At 63.2% G+C, this 18,782-nt stretch carries 18 protein-coding genes and 1 riboswitch; of the genes, 7 read left to right on the forward strand and 11 right to left on the reverse strand.

Annotation, left to right across the window (positions count from 1 at the left end; genetic code table 11):
• Positions 1 to 75: 75 nt before the first annotated feature.
• The 5 genes from EUU22_RS06710 to EUU22_RS06730 form a co-directional block, all read right to left on the reverse strand.
• Positions 76 to 975, reverse strand: coding sequence for a DMT family transporter (locus EUU22_RS06710; RefSeq protein ID WP_129331243.1), 900 nt, complete (start codon positions 973 to 975; stop codon positions 76 to 78).
• Between the two features lie 162 nt (positions 976 to 1,137).
• Positions 1,138 to 1,285: riboswitch (FMN riboswitch) on the reverse strand.
• A gap of 157 nt (positions 1,286 to 1,442) precedes the next feature.
• Positions 1,443 to 1,718 (reverse strand): DNA-binding protein HupB, encoded by a 276-nt coding sequence (gene hupB, locus EUU22_RS06715; RefSeq protein ID WP_112687112.1) that lies wholly within the window; start codon positions 1,716 to 1,718, stop codon positions 1,443 to 1,445.
• A gap of 205 nt (positions 1,719 to 1,923) precedes the next feature.
• The gene (gene lon / locus EUU22_RS06720) at positions 1,924 to 4,344 is read right to left on the reverse strand and encodes an endopeptidase La (protein WP_129331244.1); all 2,421 of its coding nucleotides are present in this window, start codon (positions 4,342 to 4,344) and stop codon (positions 1,924 to 1,926) included.
• Between the two features lie 447 nt (positions 4,345 to 4,791).
• Entirely contained in the window at positions 4,792 to 6,069 is a 1,278-nt protein-coding gene (gene clpX / locus EUU22_RS06725) for an ATP-dependent Clp protease ATP-binding subunit ClpX (RefSeq protein ID WP_112687108.1), read from the reverse strand.
• 301 nt (positions 6,070 to 6,370) lie between these two features.
• Positions 6,371 to 7,003 (reverse strand): ATP-dependent Clp protease proteolytic subunit, encoded by a 633-nt coding sequence (locus EUU22_RS06730; RefSeq protein ID WP_129331245.1) that lies wholly within the window; start codon positions 7,001 to 7,003, stop codon positions 6,371 to 6,373.
• A gap of 540 nt (positions 7,004 to 7,543) precedes the next feature.
• On the opposite strand from EUU22_RS06730, the gene EUU22_RS06735 reads away from it, so the two are divergent.
• The 3 genes from EUU22_RS06735 (at position 7,544) to EUU22_RS06745 (ending at position 11,985) form a co-directional block, all read left to right on the forward strand.
• Positions 7,544 to 8,755, forward strand: coding sequence for a GGDEF domain-containing protein (locus EUU22_RS06735; RefSeq protein WP_129331246.1), 1,212 nt, complete (start codon positions 7,544 to 7,546; stop codon positions 8,753 to 8,755).
• Between the two features lie 169 nt (positions 8,756 to 8,924).
• On the forward strand, positions 8,925 to 10,682 hold the full coding sequence (gene ggt, locus EUU22_RS06740) for a gamma-glutamyltransferase (RefSeq protein WP_129331247.1): 1,758 nt from the start codon (positions 8,925 to 8,927) through the stop codon (positions 10,680 to 10,682).
• 55 nt (positions 10,683 to 10,737) lie between these two features.
• On the forward strand, positions 10,738 to 11,985 hold the full coding sequence (locus EUU22_RS06745; RefSeq protein ID WP_129331248.1) for a cytochrome P450: 1,248 nt from the start codon (positions 10,738 to 10,740) through the stop codon (positions 11,983 to 11,985).
• 54 nt (positions 11,986 to 12,039) lie between these two features.
• On the opposite strand, the gene EUU22_RS06750 is transcribed toward EUU22_RS06745, so the two are convergent.
• Positions 12,040 to 12,798, reverse strand: coding sequence for an SDR family NAD(P)-dependent oxidoreductase (locus tag EUU22_RS06750; RefSeq protein ID WP_129331249.1), 759 nt, complete (start codon positions 12,796 to 12,798; stop codon positions 12,040 to 12,042).
• Between the two features lie 100 nt (positions 12,799 to 12,898).
• On the opposite strand from EUU22_RS06750, the gene EUU22_RS06755 reads away from it, so the two are divergent.
• Positions 12,899 to 13,243, forward strand: a complete 345-nt coding sequence (locus EUU22_RS06755) for an ArsR/SmtB family transcription factor (protein WP_129331250.1) — start codon at positions 12,899 to 12,901, stop codon at positions 13,241 to 13,243.
• Here the strand turns inward: EUU22_RS06755 and EUU22_RS06760 are convergent.
• A complete protein-coding gene (locus EUU22_RS06760; protein ID WP_129331251.1) occupies positions 13,222 to 14,196 on the reverse strand; it encodes a helix-turn-helix transcriptional regulator in 975 nt (324 codons plus the stop codon). The two genes, EUU22_RS06755 and EUU22_RS06760, sit on opposite strands and share 22 nt — an antisense overlap.
• Before the next feature lie 107 nt (positions 14,197 to 14,303).
• Between EUU22_RS06760 and EUU22_RS06765 the strand changes: the two genes are divergently transcribed.
• A complete protein-coding gene (locus tag EUU22_RS06765; RefSeq protein ID WP_129331252.1) occupies positions 14,304 to 14,966 on the forward strand; it encodes a glutathione S-transferase family protein in 663 nt (220 codons plus the stop codon).
• A 40-nt stretch (positions 14,967 to 15,006) separates the two neighbouring features.
• Here the strand turns inward: EUU22_RS06765 and EUU22_RS06770 are convergent, their stop codons facing one another.
• On the reverse strand, positions 15,007 to 15,351 hold the full coding sequence (locus tag EUU22_RS06770; protein ID WP_129331253.1) for a cupin domain-containing protein: 345 nt from the start codon (positions 15,349 to 15,351) through the stop codon (positions 15,007 to 15,009).
• Positions 15,352 to 15,403: 52 nt separating this feature from the next.
• Positions 15,404 to 16,687 carry an O-acetylhomoserine aminocarboxypropyltransferase gene (locus tag EUU22_RS06775; protein ID WP_129331254.1) on the reverse strand — a complete coding sequence of 428 codons (1,284 nt, stop codon included), beginning with the start codon at positions 16,685 to 16,687 and terminating at the stop codon, positions 15,404 to 15,406.
• A gap of 163 nt (positions 16,688 to 16,850) precedes the next feature.
• Here EUU22_RS06775 and EUU22_RS06780 point away from each other — a divergent pair, with 163 nt between their 5' ends.
• Complete coding sequence (locus EUU22_RS06780) at positions 16,851 to 17,279, forward strand: DUF6455 family protein (RefSeq protein ID WP_129331255.1); 429 nt, start codon at positions 16,851 to 16,853, stop codon at positions 17,277 to 17,279.
• On the opposite strand, the gene EUU22_RS06785 is transcribed toward EUU22_RS06780, so the two are convergent.
• Positions 17,276 to 17,704, reverse strand: coding sequence for a CoA-binding protein (locus tag EUU22_RS06785; protein ID WP_129331256.1), 429 nt, complete (start codon positions 17,702 to 17,704; stop codon positions 17,276 to 17,278). The two genes, EUU22_RS06780 and EUU22_RS06785, sit on opposite strands and share 4 nt — an antisense overlap.
• Before the next feature lie 95 nt (positions 17,705 to 17,799).
• Between EUU22_RS06785 and EUU22_RS06790 the strand changes: the two genes are divergently transcribed.
• Positions 17,800 to 18,189: a hypothetical protein gene (locus EUU22_RS06790; protein WP_129331257.1), complete on the forward strand. Its 390-nt coding sequence runs from the start codon at positions 17,800 to 17,802 to the stop codon at positions 18,187 to 18,189.
• Between the two features lie 101 nt (positions 18,190 to 18,290).
• Here the strand turns inward: EUU22_RS06790 and EUU22_RS06795 are convergent, their stop codons facing one another.
• The gene (locus EUU22_RS06795) at positions 18,291 to 18,722 is read right to left on the reverse strand and encodes a VOC family protein (RefSeq protein ID WP_205687860.1); all 432 of its coding nucleotides are present in this window, start codon (positions 18,720 to 18,722) and stop codon (positions 18,291 to 18,293) included.
• Positions 18,723 to 18,782: the final 60 nt, after the last annotated feature.

An 18,782-nucleotide genomic window follows, 5' to 3' on the forward strand; every position in this document is an offset into this window, starting at 1 on the left:
ACAGGAGGTTTTTGCCGGTTCGTCGTTACAGGCGCATGACATGCCTGCGAAAATGCGGGGATACGACCGTCCTGCTCAACCTCTCCCCTTCTCCTTCAAGAACTCGCTCGCCATCAGGAAGAGCGAGGCGCCGAGGATCATCGCAGCGCCCACCCAAAGATAGCCGGCGGGTGCGTAGCCGAAGGCGATCCAGCCGGCGAGCACGTTGAGCGGCAGCTTGAGATCGTCGAAGGGCTGGACGTAGGCCGCATCGGCCGCCTTGTACGCGGCGGTCAGGAAATATTGTCCCACGACCGTCAGGAGACCCGCCGCCACGAGTACCACAAGACCGGTACTGGTCGGGACGGCGAAACCCGCCGCCGCGGCGAGCCCGGCGTTGATCGGCGTCAGCAATACGAGAAGCCAGATGGTGATCGTCTCCGGCCGCTCGTGTGCGGTCAGGTCCTTGACGAGCAGCGAGGAAGCGCCCCAGAGCAGGGCTGCGAGCACCGGGAGCAGCGAGGCCGTGGTGAAGGCCTCCGACCACGGCTCCAGGATGACCATCGCACCTGAGAAGCCGGTGAGCGTCGCCGCCCAGCGCTTCCAGCCGACCTGCTCCCCGAGGAAGAGCTTCGCCCCGACGATGATGAAGAAGGGCGAGGTCATCACGAGTGCGATCGCCTGCCAGATCGGCACGGTAGCGAGCCCCTCCACCCAGGCCTGAACGCCGAAGGCGGCAAGCAGCACGCGCGCCAGGTGGCGGCCCGGAAAGCGGGTTCGCATGGCCCGCAGGCCGAGCCGCCGTAGCAGCGGAACCGACAGGACGAGCGCGAAGGCGTATTGCCAGAAGGCGATCGAGGTGGCCGGGAAGCCCGCGACCATCGCCACCCATTGGGTCGCGACATTGACGACGGCGAAGGCGATCCCCGCCAGAACCATGAAAGCGGCGCCGAGGACTGCACCGGAACGGGTGAGCGCAAGGGGGCTCTGATTCATGTCTTTTCCCTTCGACACAAAGGACCAACACAAACCAGGACGCATGAGGGGATGACGCACGGGACGTCCGGCAGACCGGCCGCAATCCTGCAGCCGACACTCGCCCTTCCCCGTGCACGGTGCCGGCCGCCCGCCCGGAGGCGCGGACCGGTGCCGCCATGACCTCATTCTCTTCCATCCGGACTGTAACCGTCGGCTCCGGCATCTCACCGGATCTGCTGACCCGCCTTCATCGGAAAGCGGCGCTCGCGGGCTCGAGGGCGAACCTCATACCGCCGGTGGGGAGTTTCACCCCGCCCTGAGAACGAATTGCCGGTCTTCGACCGGCCCGAAAACGGATTAAGCCAGAGCGGCTCGCTGCGCAACGGCGGAAAAGAAAAAAGCCCGGCCGCCGGGGCCGGGCTTCGTCATGTCGTTTCCAAGCGCTTGCGGAGGGCGTCGAGCCCATCCGCGTGCGCGGGCGGAAATCAGCTGTTGACGGCGTCCTTCAGGCCCTTGCCGGCCGTGAACTTCGGAACGTTGCGCGCCGGGATGTCGACTTCCGCGCCGGTCGAGGGGTTACGGCCCTTCGAAGCTTCGCGACGCGATACAGTGAAGGCACCGAAGCCAGCGAGGCGAACGTCGCCGCCCTTCTTCAGTTCGCCCTGGACCGTTTCAAAAACAGCGTCAACGGCAGAAGCGGCGTCAGCCTTGGTCAGACCGGCCTTCTCGGCAACCGCGGATACGAGTTCGTTCTTATTCATGTTTCCACCCTTTCTGATTGGTATGAAACGACTCAATGGATAAGTCAGGCGGAGAATACGTAAGCATCTGCCCTGAGCAACCCAAAAGCACCGCTATCGCCCGGAAAACAAGGGGTTTCGGCCTATTTACACAAAAAAGGCTGGCAAAAATGCCAGCCTTTTCGATGTCGATGTCCCATTTTGGCGGGACTATGGCAGAAAGTCCTCAGTGAGCGACGGTCTGTCCGGCGTCGTCGGCGACGTCGACCGCAGCCACGGTCGGGCCTTCGACGGTGCCGTCCCACTCGATCGGCTCGGGAACCCGGACCAGCGCCTGGCGGATCACCTCGCCCATACGCGAGACCGGAACGATCTCCAGACTGTTCTTCACATTGTCCGGAATGTCCGCCAGATCCTTGGCGTTTTCTTCCGGGATCAGAACCTTCTTGATACCGCCCCGCAGCGCCGCGAGGAGCTTTTCCTTGAGGCCACCGATCGGCAGGACGCGTCCGCGCAGGGTGATTTCACCCGTCATCGCGATGTCCTTGCGGACCGGAATGCCGGTCATCACCGAGACGATGGCGGTCGCCATCGCAACACCGGCGGACGGACCGTCCTTCGGAGTGGCGCCTTCCGGCACGTGGACGTGGATGTCCGACTTGTCGAAGCGCGGCGGTTCGATGCCGAAGTCCACGGCGCGCGAGCGGACATAGGATGCCGCCGCCGAAATGGACTCCTTCATCACGTCGCGCAGGTTGCCGGTGACCGTCATGCGGCCCTTGCCCGGCATCATCACGCCTTCGATCGTCAGCAGTTCGCCGCCGACCTCGGTCCAGGCCAGCCCGGTGACGACACCGACCTGATCCTCGCCCTCGGCCTCGCCATGACGGAAGCGCGGGACGCCGAGATAGTCGTGGATGTTCTGCGCGGTGACCGCGACCGACTTCACGTTGCCCTTGATGATCTCGGTGACCGCCTTGCGGGCGACCTTCATCAGCTCGCGCTCGAAGTTACGGACGCCGGCCTCGCGGGTGTACTGTTGGATGATCGAGACGATCGCATCATCCGAGAGAGAGAACTCCTCGGGGCGCAGGGCGTGTTCCTTGATCGCCTTCGGCAGCAGGTGCCGCTTGGCAATTTCCAGCTTCTCGTCCTCGGTGTAGCCGGCGATACGGATGATTTCCATACGGTCCATCAGCGGCGCCGGAATGTTCAGCGTGTTCGCCGTGGTGATGAACATCACGTTCGACAGATCGTATTCGACCTCGAGGTAGTGGTCCATGAAGGTCGCGTTCTGTTCCGGATCGAGCACTTCGAGCAGCGCTGCCGACGGGTCGCCGCGGAAATCCATACCCATCTTGTCGATCTCGTCGAGCAGGAAGAGCGGATTGGTGCGCTTCGCCTTCTTCAGCGACTGGATGACCTTGCCGGGCATCGAGCCGATGTAGGTGCGGCGGTGGCCGCGGATTTCGGCTTCGTCGCGCACACCGCCGAGCGCCATGCGGACGTATTCACGGCCGGTGGCCTTGGCGATCGACTTGGCGAGCGAGGTCTTACCGACGCCCGGAGGGCCAACGAGGCAGAGGATCGGGCCTTTCAGCTTCGTCGCGCGTGCCTGTACGGCGAGATACTCGACGATGCGTTCCTTGACCTTGTCCAGGCCGTAGTGATCCTCGTCGAGGATCTTCTCGGCGGCGTTGAGGTCGATCTTGACCTTCGACTTCTTGCCCCACGGCAGGCCGAGCAGCCAGTCGAGATAGTTGCGCACGACGGTCGCTTCCGCCGACATCGGGCTCATGTGGCGCAGTTTCTTGAGCTCGGCTTCTGCCTTTTCCTTGCCTTCCTTGGAAAGCTTGGTCTTGTTGATGCGCTCCTCGAGTTCGGCCATCTCGTCGCGGCCGTCCTCGCCCTCGCCCAGCTCCTTCTGTATCGCCTTCATCTGCTCGTTGAGGTAGTACTCGCGCTGGGTCTTCTCCATCTGGCGCTTGACGCGCGAGCGGATGCGCTTTTCGACCTGCAGAACGGAGATCTCGCCTTCCATGAAGCCGAGCGCCTTTTCAAGGCGTGCCTTGACGCTCACCGTTTCCAGCATTTCCTGCTTTTCGGTGATCTTGATCGACAGGTGCGAGGCGACCGTGTCGGCGAGCTTCGAGTAGTCCTCGATCTGGCTTGCGGCACCGACGACTTCGGGCGAGATCTTCTTGTTGAGCTTGACGTAGTTCTCGAACTCCGAGACCACCGAGCGGCTCAGCGCCTCGATCTCGACGGCATCCTCGGCGGGCTCAGCCAGGATATGAGCCCGGGCTTCGTAGAACTCCTCGCGGTCGGTGTATTCCTCGATGTTCGCACGGGCGCGGCCTTCGATGAGCACCTTCACGGTACCGTCGGGAAGCTTCAGCAGTTGCAGGACGTTGGCGACGGTCCCGACCTTGTAGATCGCCGAGGGTTCCGGATCGTCATCGCCGGCGTTGATCTGGGTCGCCAGCATGATCTGCTTGTCGGAACCCATGACTTCCTCGAGCGCGCGAATGGACTTCTCGCGGCCGACGAACAGCGGCACGATCATGTGCGGGAAGACCACGATGTCGCGCAACGGCAGAACCGGGTAGGTATTGCTCTCGGCCGCGACAGACGTAACTTCGGTCATGTTGTTTCCTTTCCGTAGTCTCCCCTTGTGGAGAGACTGTTCCCGTCAGCCAAGGCCGGACGGGCATTCCTTTTCGCTCTACCAACAAGTGGATAGGCGCGAGCATGAATTCAAGCCTGCTTAAACACCGCCCGTCGGGTTTGTGACGGAAGCGTTACAAATAGAAAATCATCACTCCCGAGTAACGCCCGGAGCTAGTCCGAGGCTGAAGCCGGGGCGGATGCCGCATGTGCTGGTGACGTATGATACCGGCCCCGGGGCCGGGCACGCCACTCTGGCACATGCAGGTCGCCCGTGTTTTCTAGCCGATGTAAGGCGCAGGCGAAACCTGCCGCGAGCGCAATGGACGGCGTTCTGTCGCACTTTTTCGTCCGATTCCACGAAAAACGAAGAGGCCCGCACGAATGCGGGCCTCCCCGAAAAACTCACGGTTGCAGATCGAACAGCTTACGCCGAGGCGTTGGCCTTTTCTTCCTGGCGGTCGGCATAGATGTAGAGCGGCCGGGACGTGCCGCGGACGACATCCTCCGAGATGACGACCTCGCGGACGCCTTCCAGTTCCGGCAGCTCGAACATCGTGTCGAGCAGGATCTTTTCCATGATCGAACGCAGGCCGCGGGCGCCGGTCTTGCGGACGATCGCCTTCTTGGCGATCTCGCGAAGGGCGTCCTCGTGGAAGTTCAGTTCCACGTCCTCCATCTCGAACAGGCGCTGGTACTGCTTGACGAGCGCATTCTTCGGCTCCGACAGGATCTGGATCAGGGCATCCTCGTCGAGGTCCTCCAGCGTCGCGAGCACCGGCAGACGACCGATGAATTCGGGGATGAGGCCGAACTTCACCAGATCCTCGGGCTCAAGATCGCGCAGCACCTCGCCGACGCGGCGATCTTCAGGAGAAGACACCGTCGCGCCGAAGCCGATCGAGGTCTTCTCCCCGCGGGCGGAGATGATCTTGTCGAGACCGGCGAAGGCACCGCCGCAGATGAACAGGATGTTCGTCGTGTCGACCTGCAGGAATTCCTGCTGGGGATGCTTGCGGCCACCCTGCGGGGGAACCGAAGCGACCGTTCCTTCCATGATCTTAAGAAGCGCCTGCTGAACGCCTTCGCCAGAGACGTCGCGGGTGATCGACGGGTTGTCGGACTTGCGCGAAATCTTGTCGACTTCGTCGATGTAGACGATGCCGCGCTGGGCGCGCTCGACATTGTAGTCGGCGGCCTGCAGGAGCTTCAGGATGATGTTCTCGACGTCCTCGCCGACATAGCCGGCTTCGGTCAGCGTCGTGGCATCCGCCATGGTGAACGGCACGTCGATGATGCGTGCGAGCGTCTGGGCAAGATAGGTCTTGCCGCAGCCGGTCGGGCCGACGAGCAGGATGTTCGACTTGGCCAGTTCGACGTCGCCGCCCTTGGAGGCGTGCGCCAGGCGCTTGTAATGGTTGTGCACGGCGACCGAGAGAATCTTCTTCGCCTGCTGCTGCCCGATGACGTATTCATCGAGAATCTTGATGATGTCCTGGGGCGTGGGTACGCCGTCGCGGGACTTCACCATCGAGCTCTTGTTCTCCTCGCGGATGATGTCCATGCACAGTTCGACGCATTCATCGCAGATGAACACGGTCGGTCCGGCAATCAGCTTCCGGACTTCGTGCTGGCTCTTGCCGCAGAACGAACAATAGAGGGTATTCTTGGAGTCACCGCCGTTGCTTCCGCTGACCTTGCTCATGTCTCTTTCCTTCCGGCACGCCGCGCCGCCCTCGAAACGGAACACGGACCACTTACACCGCCCCAACCGCAAAACGCCGCAATCGGCTGGAGCCAGTTCGATTTGGGGGTACTAACCGGCGGACGCATTATGCGCCTGTTGACCGGCGGCAACGAAAACCCCTTCAAATCGCAAGGCTATGTCACAAAACTTCAACATGGCCTTAATTACTACTATTAGCGCGTTCCCCGGGAGATTAAACCCCCTCCTTCGTTCACAAGGGGGTCAACGGTCCATCCCGAGCCGCGCGGACGGGCGGCCCTCAGGCCGCCGGCGCCCCCTCGATTTCCTGGCGGGAGGTCAGGATCTTGTCGACGATCCCCCAGTCCTTCGCCTCGCTCGCTTCCATGAAATGGTCCCGATCGAGCGTTTGTTCAACCTCGTCATAGGTGCGACCGGTGTGCTTCTCGTAGATTTCGTTCAGGCGGCGCTTCATCTTGATGATGTCGCGGGCGTGCCGCTCGATGTCGGAGGCCTGCCCCTGGAAACCGCCGGAGGGCTGATGCACCATGATGCGGGAATAGGGCGTGGTAAAGCGCATGCCCTTCTCACCGGCGGCCAGCAGCAGCGAACCCATGGAGGCCGCCTGACCGATGCAGAGGGTCGATACGGCCGGACGGATGAACTGCATCGTATCGTAGATTGCGAGACCCGCGGTGACGACACCACCCGGAGAGTTGATGTAGAGCGCAATTTCCTTCTTCGGGTTTTCCGCTTCCAGGAACAGCAGCTGCGCGCAGACGAGCGACGCCATCTGGTCTTCGACGGGACCGGTCAGGAAGATGATCCGCTCCTTCAGCAGGCGGGAGAAAATGTCGTAGGACCGCTCCCCGCGGTTGGTCTGCTCGACAACCATCGGCACCAGGGCCATGGCGGTATCAACTGGATTTGTCATGTCCGTCCTTCTTCGCACTGTCTTCCCGGACACGGAAGCCGCAGCGGGAATCATGTATTGTCGTGTCAATCCCTACATAGAGTGTCCAAGCCCCGGACTTCAAGACGTGTGACGCCGATATCCTTAACCGTCACGGGGTGACCGCCAAGGCCGAGGAAGGGCCGACAATCCCCGTTTCCGGCCACGTCGCATTCCCCGCCTGCAGCCGGAACAGAGCGCCGCGAGCGGTGTGTCCGGCCTTGTTCTGCCTGATCCGCGCAGCCTCGCCCGATGCGAGCCGCGGCATCCCTCTCGCTGCCGGAGATGATGTGCGCCGCGGCCGTCCTGCACAGGAACGGCGTCCTATGGTGAACGGCAAGTAAAAAACCGCCGAACACCTCGGGAAAACCGGATTCAAGGCAAAAACAGTCGGCGACTGGTAGCAACTGTTTAACGAGTATTGATCACCTTGCTCGGAATGTCCTTCCATCGTCACCAAGGCTCACGACTGTGCTCGACGTCAGAACGGGGGTTCTCCTCTGGACCATACAGGCCGCTTCAATGGGCGCGCTACTTGTCGCCGTATGGCTGCACGGTTTGAAGGACAGACATTTCCTGCTGTTCGGGCTGGGGCTGATCTCCCATGCGTCGGGACTGGCGCTGGTCGGCGCCCGCGGGACGATCCCCGACTTTCTTTCCATCCAGATCGCCAACGCCGTCACCCTCACTGCCTTTGCCTTCCTTATCGGTGCACTCAGAAGGTTCGACGGAAAGACCACGCCGCCCTGGGCCGTCCTTCCGCCGCTTCTCTGGATTATAGGAAACCTCTTTCCGTTCATCCGCGAGGACTTCTCCCACCGCCTGATGCTCTACAGCGTCAGCGCAGCGCTCGGCTTCGCCCTGATGAGCGTCGTCATCGTGCGCGGCGGCACGAGCTCGCGACGCTACCGCTTCATGCTGAGCGGCGTCTGGGCGATCCATGTGATGAGCAACCTGTTGTTCGCGGTCCGAACCTGGCGGCAGGACCCACAGGACTTCCAGGACGTCAACGTCAACGGCTTCGTCATCGTGATCGGAATCGCCGGCTTCGTCTCCGCGATCGTCATCCTCGCCAAGATGTTGATTGACCGTTCGGAAGAGCGTTTGAGGGAACTGGTCCGCACAGACCCGCTGACCAGCGTCTATAACCGGCGCGGTCTTCTGGAGGCGTATGAGCGCCTCCGTTCCGTTCCTGTCCGCGAGCGGCCGGTGCTTGCAGTCATCGTCTTCGATCTCGACCACTTCAAGCAGATCAATGACACCCACGGCCATCAGGCCGGCGATGCGGTCCTCGTCGAATTCGCCCGCAGGGCCGCCAGCCTTATCCCCGAGGGTGGTGTGTTCGGTCGAAGCGGCGGCGAGGAGTTCGCGGCCATCCTGCGGGTAGGTGAACCCCGCCACGCCGCCCTGGTCGGCGAAACGATCCGCCAGTCGCTCGCAGCCACGCACATCGCCGCTGCCTCGACCGAAATAGAGGTGACGACGAGCATCGGCATTGCGACCATGCCGGCCGGCGGCGCCGATCTCGACCGGTTGCTGAGCGGCGCCGACCGCGCGCTCTATGTCGCCAAGGACAGGGGCCGCAACCGTTGCGCGGTCTGGACCGGAGACAAGATCCTGTCCGTGCACACCGACACGGCCGATCTCATCGACGACCACACGGATCGTCAGGTCGCGGCCTTGCGCATGCTCGCCAAGGCGGCTTCCGACGAGCACGACGTGCTCGGCTCCTGAACCTGGCCGCCGGCATTCCGCAGGCTACGCAGCAACACGGCCCGCGCCTTGCGCATCAAAGACGCGTTCGGTGCGAGCCAAGGCCTTGCCTGAAGCATGGCGCGACCTACAATCCTCACGTGCAAACAGAAGCGAACCCGGTCGCGACGATCGGGAGAACGGAGTGGTCATGCGGAAATTCCTTCTCAACAGCATCTTCGTTTCCCTTCTCGTCCTGCCGGTCAGCAGTCTCGCCCAGCAGGCCTCCGACACCATGGCGCCGGAACGCGCGACGGGATTTGCCGCCGCCGCCCGCACGGAGGCAAAAAGCTTCATGGTCGCGGCCGCCAATCCTCTCGCTGCGGAGGCGGGACGCGCCGTCCTCTCGAAGGGCGGCAATGCGATCGACGCGATGGTCGCCGTCCAGACCGTGCTCGGCCTCGTCGAGCCGCAGAGCTCCGGCCTCGGCGGCGGCGCCTTCCTCGTCTATTACGACGCCGCTTCGGGCAAGCTGACGACCTTCGACGGGCGCGAGACCGCGCCCATGGAGGCGACGCCGAAGCTCTTCCTCGATGCCGAGGGGCAGCCGCTGAAATTCATGGATGCGGTGGTCGGCGGGCGCTCCGTCGGTACGCCGGGCACCGTGAAACTCTTGTCCGAGGTGCACAAGCGCTACGGCAAGACGGACTGGGCGCAACTCTTCGAACCCGCCGAAAAGCTCGCCACCGACGGCTTTGCCGTTTCGCCTCGTCTCGCCTCGCTGGTTGCGGCGGAAGGCGAGCGGCTGAAGAAATACGACGGGCCGCGCAACTACTTCTACGATGCCTCCGGCGCACCATTGAAAGAAGGCACAATCCTCAAAAATCCGGCCTACGCGGAGACTCTGAAGGCGATCGCCGAGGGCGGCGCCGACGCGTTCTACAAGGGGCCGATCGCCGAAGCGATCGTCAAGACCGTGCGCGAGGCCGTCGACAATCCCGGCGTCCTTTCCCTTGTCGACTTCGCTAATTACCGAATTATCGAACGGCAGCCGGTCTGCGTGACCTACCGGGCGCTCGACGTCTGCGGTATGGGGCCACCCTCCTCCGGCGCCGTCGCCGTCGGGCAGATCCTCGGAATGGTCGAGAATTTCGACCTCAAGGCACTCGGCCCCGACAACGTCGAGAGCTGGCGCATCATCGGCGACGCACAGCGCCTCGCCTTCGCGGATCGCGAACGCTATCTCGCCGACACCGACTTCGTCCCCTCGCCGATCAAGGGGCTCATCGGCAAGGACTATCTCGGCCAGCGCGCAGCTCTTCTCGACGGAGACAAGGCGCTCGCCCCCGATGCGGTGACGGCCGGCGAACCGGAATGGGATCACGCCCTGCTCTTCGGCCGGGGCGAAGCGATCGAGCTGCCCTCGACCAGCCACTTCGTGATCGTCGACAAGGACGGCAACGTCGTCTCGATGACCACCACGATCGAAAGCGGATTCGGCTCGCGGCTGATGACCAACGGCTTCCTGCTCAACAACGAGCTCACCGACTTCTCCTTCAAGACCCATGACGGCAGCCTGCCGGTCGCCAACCGCGTCGAGCCGGGCAAGCGTCCGCGCTCCTCCATGTCGCCGACCATCGTTCTCAGGGATGGAAAACCCCTGCTGGCGATCGGGTCGCCGGGCGGTAGCCAGATCATCGGCTACGTCGCCCAGGCGCTCATCGCCTATGTCGACTGGGGCATGCCGGTCGAGAATATCGTCGCGCAGCCCCACTTCATAAACCGCTTCGGTCCCTACGAACTCGAGGCCGGGACGGCAGCGGAACAGATGGCGGAGCCGCTGAAGGCACTCGGATACGAGATCAAGGCGGGCGAGATGACGTCCGGCCTTCATGCGATCGAGATCACTGCCGCCGGACTTGCCGGCAGCGCCGATCCGCGCCGGGAGGGCGTCGCTGTCGGAGAGTAACGGAGAAGGCTTCGGCGGCCTTTCGGACCACGGCGGATTGCGCTAGGCATCGGGCATGTCCAGTCTCTCGTCATTCCTCCGCATCGATCCCGAAACCCGCCGCGTCTTCCTCGACGCCCGCGATCCCGCCTTCTACAGCGAACCGAACCACACCTATGCGGCACTACATGCCGCGTGCCCGACCTTCTACTGGGAAGAGCAGCGGCAATGGTTCTGCACCGGCTACGATACGGTGAACGCGCTGCTGAGAGACCGGCGGTTCGGCCGTCAGATCCTCCACATCGCGACCCGCGAGGAGATCGGAATGCCCGAGCCGCTCGCCCATACCCGGCATTTCGATGCCGCCGAGGCACATTCGCTGCTCGAACTCGAGCCGCCCGAGCACACGCGGCTCAGGACACTCGTCAACCGCGCCTTCGTCTCCCGGCACATCGAGAAGATGACGCCGGAGATCGAGGCGCTCGCGAACCGGCTGATCGACGGGTTCGAGAAGGACGGCGAGACGGAGCTTCTCTCCTCCTTTGCCGACATCATTCCGGTGACGATGATCGCCCGCATGATCGGCATTCCGGAGGAGATGGGGCCGCAGCTCCTGAAGTGGAGCCACGACTATGTCGGCATGTACATGTTCAAACGCAGTCGCGCCGACGAGGAGGCTGCGGACCGTTCGGCGCGTGAATTCGCCGATTACGTCCGCTCGATGATTGCCGCGCGGCGGGCGGAACCTCGGGACGATCTCCTGAGCCACATGATCCACACCGAGCACAAGGGGCAGTTCCTCACCGAAGACGAACTCGTCTCGACGACGATCGTGCTGCTCAATGCCGGGCACGAGGCGACGGTGCACCAGATCGGCAATTCCGTGCGGGTGATCCTGGAAAGCGGCATCGAGCCGGCAACACTCTTCTGCGATCCGAAGACCACGGAGCGGACCGTCGAGGAAACGCTGCGCATCTGCGCGCCGGTCCACATCTTCCAGCGCTATTGCCTGGAGCCGGCAGAAGTCGACGGCGTCTCCTTCAAGCGCGGTGACAAGGTCAGCCTGATCCTCGCCGCCGCCAATCTCGATCCGGCCAAGTTCACCGATCCGCTGACCTTCAGGCCCGACCGCGACGAGGGCGTGAACCTCTCGTTCGGCGCCGGCATCCATTTCTGCATCGGCGCGCCGCTCGCGCGCCTCGAACTCAACCTCGTGCTGCCGATCCTCTTCCGGCGCCTGCCCGGCTTGCGGCTCGCCCGCCGGCCGACGGTCAAGGACGTCTACCACTTCCACGGACTGGAGCGGCTCGATCTCGAATGGTAGCCGCCGGGCTCGGCCTCGTGAAGGCCGCCCGGCGAGCCGTCGTATCCGATAACGCTAGATCTGGGCGAGACCGCCGTCGACGGAAAGCTCAACCCCGTTGATGTAGCTTGCCTTCGGCGAAGCCAGGAAAAGAGCCGCTTCGGCAATCTCGTCTGGATGGGCCATGCGGCCGATCGGAGAGGCAGATTGCAGGTAGGCTTCGAAGCCGGCGATCCGCTCCTCGTCCATCTTCAGACCGTTCTCCATGATCGGCGTGCGGGTGACACCCGGGCTCAGCGTGTTCACGCGAATGCCCCTGCCCTTCAGGTCGTTGGCAAAACTGCGGGCGAACGATCGCACCGCCGCCTTGGAGGCGTTGTAGGCGCTCAGTTTCTCCATGCCCTTGTTGCCGACGATGGAACCCGTGAGCACGATGTTGCCGCCGTCGCGGATGACCGGTAGCAGGGCCTGCACGGTGTAGAACACGCCCTTCACGTTGACGTCGAAGATGCGGTCGTACAGCGCTTCGTCGGTGGTGCCTATGTCGTTGTTCTCGGCGATGCCCGCATTGGCGAACAGGACGTCGATCTTGCGCCCGTCTGCTTCGATCCGGGCCCGCAGATGTTCCAGATCCTCGATCTTCGCCGAATCGGCGACGACCGCAACCGCCTTGTCTCCCAGCGCCGAGACGGCCTGACTCAACTTGGCTCCATTGCGGCCGGTCACATAGACCGTCGCCGCGCCCGCTTCGAGGAAGAGCCTTGCCGCGGAATAGCCGATGCCGGTCGAACCGCCCGTGACGACCACGACCTTGCCGTCGAATTGCATGTCCATTTGCGTCTCCTGAGTTTCTTTAATTCATTATTACCGTTATTCGGTATTTCGGTTTTATTGAAATATTGAAGCCTGTCAACGGAAATGATAGAGACGCTGCATGGCTCAGTTCTTTCATCCCAGCCGCGAGGATATGTCGCTCACCGCGGTTCTCGCCGCCCTCGGGGATCCGGCCCGCATGGGGATCATGCGCAAGCTCATGAATGCACAGGATGGACAGAACTGCGGTTCGGTCGCGCCCTGCAACGACATGCCGCGCTCGACGCTCTCCAACCATCTGCGTATTCTGCGGGAAGCCGGTCTCATCCGCACCCACAAGCAGGGCGTGGAGAACATCAATACCGTGCGAGCCGACGATCTGGAGGCCCGTTTTCCGGGTCTCCTCGACAAGATCATGTCGCTGTGCCCGATAGCCTCGGCGGATCACGGAGCGCCGCGGTCATAGAATTCAGCCAGTCTCTCCAGCGTTTCCCGCATCGCCTCGCGTAGCGTGTCCGGTCCGAGCACCTCGGCCTCTGCGCCGAGCCGCAGGAATTCCGACACGGCGTGTTGCGACTGGCCACAGGGCAACGTGACGATCCACCGGTCTTCATTCCGCTCGTCTTTCCCCGTCTCCATGCGCGCACGGACATAGGAGGGAGAGATATGCTCCAGGAGCCGCAGGCCCCATTTGGAGACGCGCAGGGTCGCCGTATTCGGATGCAGTTCGGCTTCCAGCCTCTGGGTATTCTCCGTCCAGTAGCCGGCAAGGTCGAAATCGTCCGGGCGCTGGAAGCGCTCCTCGGTGACGACGAGGTCGAGAATACGGGCGATGCGATAGGTCCGCACGGCGCCGTCGACCCGCGCCGCCATATACCACGCGCCGCCCTTCAGAACGACGCCGAGCGGCTCGGCCTCGCGATTCTTCTCGGCCTTCCAGCTGCGATAGCGCATGCGGACAAGCTTGCAATTCCATACCGCATCGGCGATCGCCTGAAGATGTGCCGGCCGCTCGCTCTCGCCGAACCAGGTCGGCGCGTCGAGATGGAACCGGCCCTGCATGCGGGCAGCGCTCTGGCGAAGGTCTTCCGGCAGCGCCGCCGTCAGCTTCTTCTGGGCGCCCGCCATCAACGATCCGAGGCCGAGGTCCGCGGCAGCCCCCGGCACGCCGGAGAGGAACATCGCCTCCGCCTCCCCCGGCGAAAGGCCGTTCAGGCGCACGCGATAGCCGTCGAGCAGGCGGTAGCCGCCCTCGGACCCGCGCTCGCTGTACACAGGAACGCCGGAGAGCGACAGCGCATCGATATCCCGGTAGATCGTGCGGACCGAAACGCCGTTTTCCGCCGCGAGCGTCTCGGCGGTCACCAGGCCCTTCGCCTGCAGAGTGGTCAGGATGTTGATCAGCCGCACGGCGCGCATCGCAAAAAATCTCCGTTGCGGCGATTATCCTAAACCAACATGACAAAAACTGACAGGTATGATGCGCCACACTGCCGTCATCGCTTCAAACAGTGAAGGAGAAAACGATGACCAAGCGCGAACCGATCACCCTCTTCTATTCACCGCAGACGCGTGCCACCGGCGCGCGCCTGCTTCTCGAGGAACTGGGCGTTCCCTACGAACTCCACGTGCTCAACATGAAGGCCGGCGAGCAGCGCCAACCCGACTATCTTGCCGTCAATCCGATGGGCAAGGTTCCGGCCATCCTGCATGGCGGGACGCTCGTCACGGAACAGGCGGCGATCTACCTCTACCTCGCCGATCTCTTCGCGGAGAAGGGCCTCGCGCCCGCCATCGACGACCCCGACCGCGGCACCTATCTCCGCTGGATGGTCTTTTACGGCAACTGCTTCGAGCCGGCCCTGATCGACCGCTACCTGCAGCGGGAGCCGGCAAGCCCGAACGAAACGCCGTACAGCAGCTATGACGACATGCTGGACGCACTGGAGGGTGCGCTGGCGGCAGGGCCGTACCTTCTCGGCGAACGGATGACTGCCGCCGACCTGCTCTGGGGCGTGGCGCTTCATTGGACGACGATGTTCGGGCTGGTGCCTGATCGTCCCGTCTTCCGCCGCTACATCGATCTCATGACCGCACGTGACGCCTACCGGCGGGTGACGGAGGAAGATGCGGCGCTTGCGGCCGAACACCAGGCGGAAGCCGAACGAAAGACCGGCGCTGCGGCCTGACGCTCAGCCGGCCCGGCAGCGGTCGGGCCGGTGCCTCCGCTCAGAGACGGACCACGTAATCCTTGCGAGTCGTTTCAACGACTTCCCAGGTTCCCTTGAAGCCCGGTCTCAGGATCATCCGGTCGCCGGCCGTGAGATGGACCGGCTCGCCGCCATCCTCTGTGACGATCGAATGCCCTTCGAGAACGTGGAAATACTCCCATTCGTCGTAGAGGATGCGCCATTTGCCCGGCGTCGATTGCCAGACGCCGGCATAGACGCCGCCGTCGGCCTCCTCGAGATTCCAGGTAAGGAAATGCGGATCGCCCGAAATCAGCCGGTCGGGGGCGGGTGCCCCCTCCTCCGGCTCGACGGCGGAGATGTCGAATGCGAGAGCATAGCTCATGAATGACCACCCTGCGCCGCGCCCTTCCGGACGCGGCGTTCCTTTCTGCCGGTCAGACCTTGGCGAGCGACTGCTCGAGGTCGGCGATGATGTCGGCCGCGTCCTCGATGCCGATTGAGAGCCGCACCACGTCCGGCCCGGCACCGGCCGCGATCTGCTGCGCTTCGGTGAGCTGGGCATGGGTCGTGGAGGCCGGATGGATGACCAGCGAGCGGGTGTCCCCGATATTGGCGAGATGCGAGAAGAGTTGCAGCCCTTCGACCAGCGCCTTGCCGGCCACGTAACCGCCCCTGACGCCGAAGGTGAAGACGGCGCCCGCGCCCTTCGGCGAGTAGCGCTGCTGGAGCGCATGGTTCGGGTCGCTGTCGAGGCCGGCATAGTTCACCCAGGCGACCTTCGGATGCTGCTTCAGCCATGTGGCGACCTTCAGCGCATTGTCGCAGTGACGCTGCATGCGCAGCGGCAGGGTTTCTATTCCGGTCAGAATCAGGAACGCGTTCATCGGCGCGATCGCCGGCCCGAGATCGCGCAGGCCGAGCACGCGGCAGGCGATGGCGAAGGCGAAATTGCCGAAGGCCTGGTGCAGGACCACGCCGCCATATTCGGTGCGCGGCTTCGACAGGGCCGGATAGTTGCCGGACTTCGACCAGTCGAACGTGCCGCCGTCGACGATGATACCGCCCATGGAGTTGCCGTGCCCGCCGAGGAACTTCGTCGCCGAGTGGACGACGATGTCGGCACCGTGCTCCAGCGGCCGCAGGAGATACGGCGTCGCCATGGTATTGTCGACGATCAATGGCAGGCCGTGCTTGCGGGCGACTTCAGCGATCGCTGCGATATCGACAAAGGTGCCACCGGGATTGGCGAGGCTCTCGATGAAGATCGCCCGCGTGCGGCCGTCGATTTCCGCCTCGAAACTCTCCGGATCGGCCGTGTCGGCCCAGCGGACCTGCCAATCGAAACTCTTGAAGGCGTGGCCGAACTGGTTGATCGAGCCGCCGTAGAGCTTCTTCGCCGCGACGAAATTGTCACCCGGCTGCATGATCGTGTGGAAGACGAGCATCTGCGCGGCGTGCCCGGAGGCCACCGCCAGGGCGGCAGTTCCGCCCTCGAGAGCCGCCACCCGTTCTTCGAGAACCGCCTGGGTGGGATTCATGATGCGGGTATAGATGTTGCCGAACTGCTTCAGCCCGAAGAGCGCTGCCGCATGGTCCGCGTCGTTGAAGACGTAGGCCGTCGTCTGGTAGATGGGCGTGATCCGGGCGCCGGTCGCAGGATCCGGTTGCGCTCCCGCATGCACCGCCAAAGTCGAAAATCCCGGGTTTCTGTCAGGCATTCAAGCCTCCCTTTCTGGAATCCAGTCAGTCTCAACGGCTGCCGGCGCGAGTTAATCGTGATTTCTTATTTCCCGCAAGGCGGCACGATCGACGAATATTGATCGAAATCAATGCAACTCCGCCGTGGCGGCAGATCATCTCAACAAACGACGGAGGTTTGCCATGGGCCAAACAACGAACGACCATTCCCGCGGGCCGCTTGCCAGGATCGTCGAATGGATCACGAGGGGATGGGAGGGCGCGAGCGAAGCCGAAATGATCGCCGCGCTCGACGAGAAGACCATCAGCGACATCGCCCACGACTGCGGCATATCGCCCGAACAGCTCGTCGAACTCGCCAAGGCCGGGCCGCACGCGGCCGACGAGATGCCGGAGATGATGCGGGCGCTGCTCATCGACCCGACCGAGGTCGAGCTTCGCTTCCGCGCCCTTTTCCGCGACATGCAGATCAACTGTTCACGTTGCCATGCCAAGCGCCAGTGCCGCACCGACCTGAAGGACGGCACGGCACCGACGGAATTCGTCGACTACTGCGCCAATTCCGATGACCTCAACGTGCTGAGGGCGATCCCCGAGGTCCGCCTGCACTAGAGGCCGAGGCGGGGAATCTCGATCGCCGGGCAACGGTCCATGACGACCTTGATCCCGGCGGCCTCGGCCCTTCCGGCCGCGGCGTCATCACGAACGGTAAGCTGCCCCCACAGCACCTTGGGCAGCGGCTTCATCTGGAGCACCTCGTCGACGACGGCATCGAGATACTCGGCGGCGCGGAAGACATCGATCATGTCGACCGGCTCCCCGATTTCGGCGAGCCGTCCGACAACGGGCTGACCGAGGATTTCCTTGCCCGCCTGCCCCGGGTTGACGGGAATGACCTTGTAGCCCCTGGAGAGCAGAAAACGCATGACACCGTGGCTCGGCCTGGCCGCGTTCGGCGATGCGCCGAGAAGTGCAATGGTCCGCGTCCTGGTCAGAATGTCCGAGATGTAGGCGTCGTCGTACCGGTCGTGATTCATGGCTTTGAGGCTCCTTTCTTTCCTCTTTTTATTAGCTTATTCTTATTTTCTAAACTACAATGACAACATTCGGGCACTGCTATTCGAGACTGCGCATGACAAACATCGAAACGCCTGAAAGGAAGACGAAGATGAGACCGCTGTTGCTTGCCATTCCACTCGTCGCCCTGGCCACGTCGGCCTTCGCGCTGCCCAAATATACCTCCACCAACATGACCTGCGCACAGGTGCAGGAGACCGTTCGCGCCCACGGCGCCGTGGTTCTCACCTACCCGTCGGAGCGCCTGCGCGGTCATATGCTCTATGGCACCTATGTCTCCAGCCGCCAGTTCTGCAAACCGAACGAGATCACCGACCGCGTCAGTGTCCCGAGCCGCGATCTGCGGTTCTGTCGGGTCCTGACCTGCAAGCCCGACCGGGACCGGATGCGCGAGCAGCAGCAAAGGGATCAGCAGCCGAACAGTCCTACGCACGCGGTCCCCTGACCGTCCGACCGTGTGTCGGGCGGCTGTGTGCGACACCCGGCGCCGACGGTCCGGGCGTCGCATGCGGGTGCGGCCCCCGAGGCGGACCCGGGGGCCGGCCGTCAACCAGGCAGGACAAGGTACCCCTCTTTGTCGAGAGGGAAGAAGGGATTGTGCGCCACTTCCCAGAGATGGCCGTCCGGATCGGCGAAATAGCCTGAATAGCCGCCCCAGAAGACTTCTCGCGGCGACTTCACCAGGCTCGCTCCACAGGACACGGCAAAGTCGATGACCCGGTCGACCTCCGCCGGGCTTTCCACATTCTGCGCCAGCGTCACACCCGAGAAACCGCCAGCGCCGGCAGGCACGCCTGCATCCGTCGCCAGCGCCGCCCGCGAGAAGAGCGCCAGCACGGTTCCCTTGAGTTTTATGAAGGTGATGGCCTCCTGCGAGGCCGACGATCGGGCCCACCCGAGGCGCTCGTAGAAGGCGGTGCTGCGCTCCAGATCATCGACGCCGAGGGTAATGATCGAAATGCGTCGCTCCATTGTCATGACGCGCTCCATTGCACATGATACGAAGTATGCTTCGTTCTCTTTATGTATTCTTTTCGT

This window comes from Ciceribacter ferrooxidans (genome assembly GCF_004137355.1).
Classification (GTDB): domain Bacteria; phylum Pseudomonadota; class Alphaproteobacteria; order Rhizobiales; family Rhizobiaceae; genus Allorhizobium; species Allorhizobium ferrooxidans.

Bases quoted from the DNA above. Each gene is read 5' to 3' on its own strand.
- EUU22_RS06730 (WP_129331245.1), bottom strand. From the start codon at position 7,003: ATGACAAATCCAGTTGATACCGCCATGGCCCTGGTGCCGATGGTTGTC.
- EUU22_RS06760 (WP_129331251.1), bottom strand. From the start codon at position 14,196: ATGCGCGCCGTGCGGCTGATCAACATCCTGACCACTCTGCAGGCGAAG.
- EUU22_RS06735 (WP_129331246.1), top strand. From the start codon at position 7,544: ATGGGCGCGCTACTTGTCGCCGTATGGCTGCACGGTTTGAAGGACAGA.
- EUU22_RS06765 (WP_129331252.1), top strand. From the start codon at position 14,304: ATGACCAAGCGCGAACCGATCACCCTCTTCTATTCACCGCAGACGCGT.
- ggt (WP_129331247.1), top strand. From the start codon at position 8,925: ATGCGGAAATTCCTTCTCAACAGCATCTTCGTTTCCCTTCTCGTCCTG.
- EUU22_RS06750 (WP_129331249.1), bottom strand. From the start codon at position 12,798: ATGGACATGCAATTCGACGGCAAGGTCGTGGTCGTCACGGGCGGTTCG.
- EUU22_RS06755 (WP_129331250.1), top strand. From the start codon at position 12,899: ATGGCTCAGTTCTTTCATCCCAGCCGCGAGGATATGTCGCTCACCGCG.
- EUU22_RS06775 (WP_129331254.1), bottom strand. From the start codon at position 16,687: ATGCCTGACAGAAACCCGGGATTTTCGACTTTGGCGGTGCATGCGGGA.
- EUU22_RS06710 (WP_129331243.1), bottom strand. From the start codon at position 975: ATGAATCAGAGCCCCCTTGCGCTCACCCGTTCCGGTGCAGTCCTCGGC.
- EUU22_RS06780 (WP_129331255.1), top strand. From the start codon at position 16,851: ATGGGCCAAACAACGAACGACCATTCCCGCGGGCCGCTTGCCAGGATC.
- EUU22_RS06785 (WP_129331256.1), bottom strand. From the start codon at position 17,704: ATGAATCACGACCGGTACGACGACGCCTACATCTCGGACATTCTGACC.
- EUU22_RS06790 (WP_129331257.1), top strand. From the start codon at position 17,800: ATGACAAACATCGAAACGCCTGAAAGGAAGACGAAGATGAGACCGCTG.
- EUU22_RS06795 (WP_205687860.1), bottom strand. From the start codon at position 18,722: ATGACAATGGAGCGACGCATTTCGATCATTACCCTCGGCGTCGATGAT.
- clpX (WP_112687108.1), bottom strand. From the start codon at position 6,069: ATGAGCAAGGTCAGCGGAAGCAACGGCGGTGACTCCAAGAATACCCTC.
- EUU22_RS06745 (WP_129331248.1), top strand. From the start codon at position 10,738: ATGTCCAGTCTCTCGTCATTCCTCCGCATCGATCCCGAAACCCGCCGC.
- EUU22_RS06770 (WP_129331253.1), bottom strand. From the start codon at position 15,351: ATGAGCTATGCTCTCGCATTCGACATCTCCGCCGTCGAGCCGGAGGAG.
- lon (WP_129331244.1), bottom strand. From the start codon at position 4,344: ATGACCGAAGTTACGTCTGTCGCGGCCGAGAGCAATACCTACCCGGTT.
- hupB (WP_112687112.1), bottom strand. From the start codon at position 1,718: ATGAATAAGAACGAACTCGTATCCGCGGTTGCCGAGAAGGCCGGTCTG.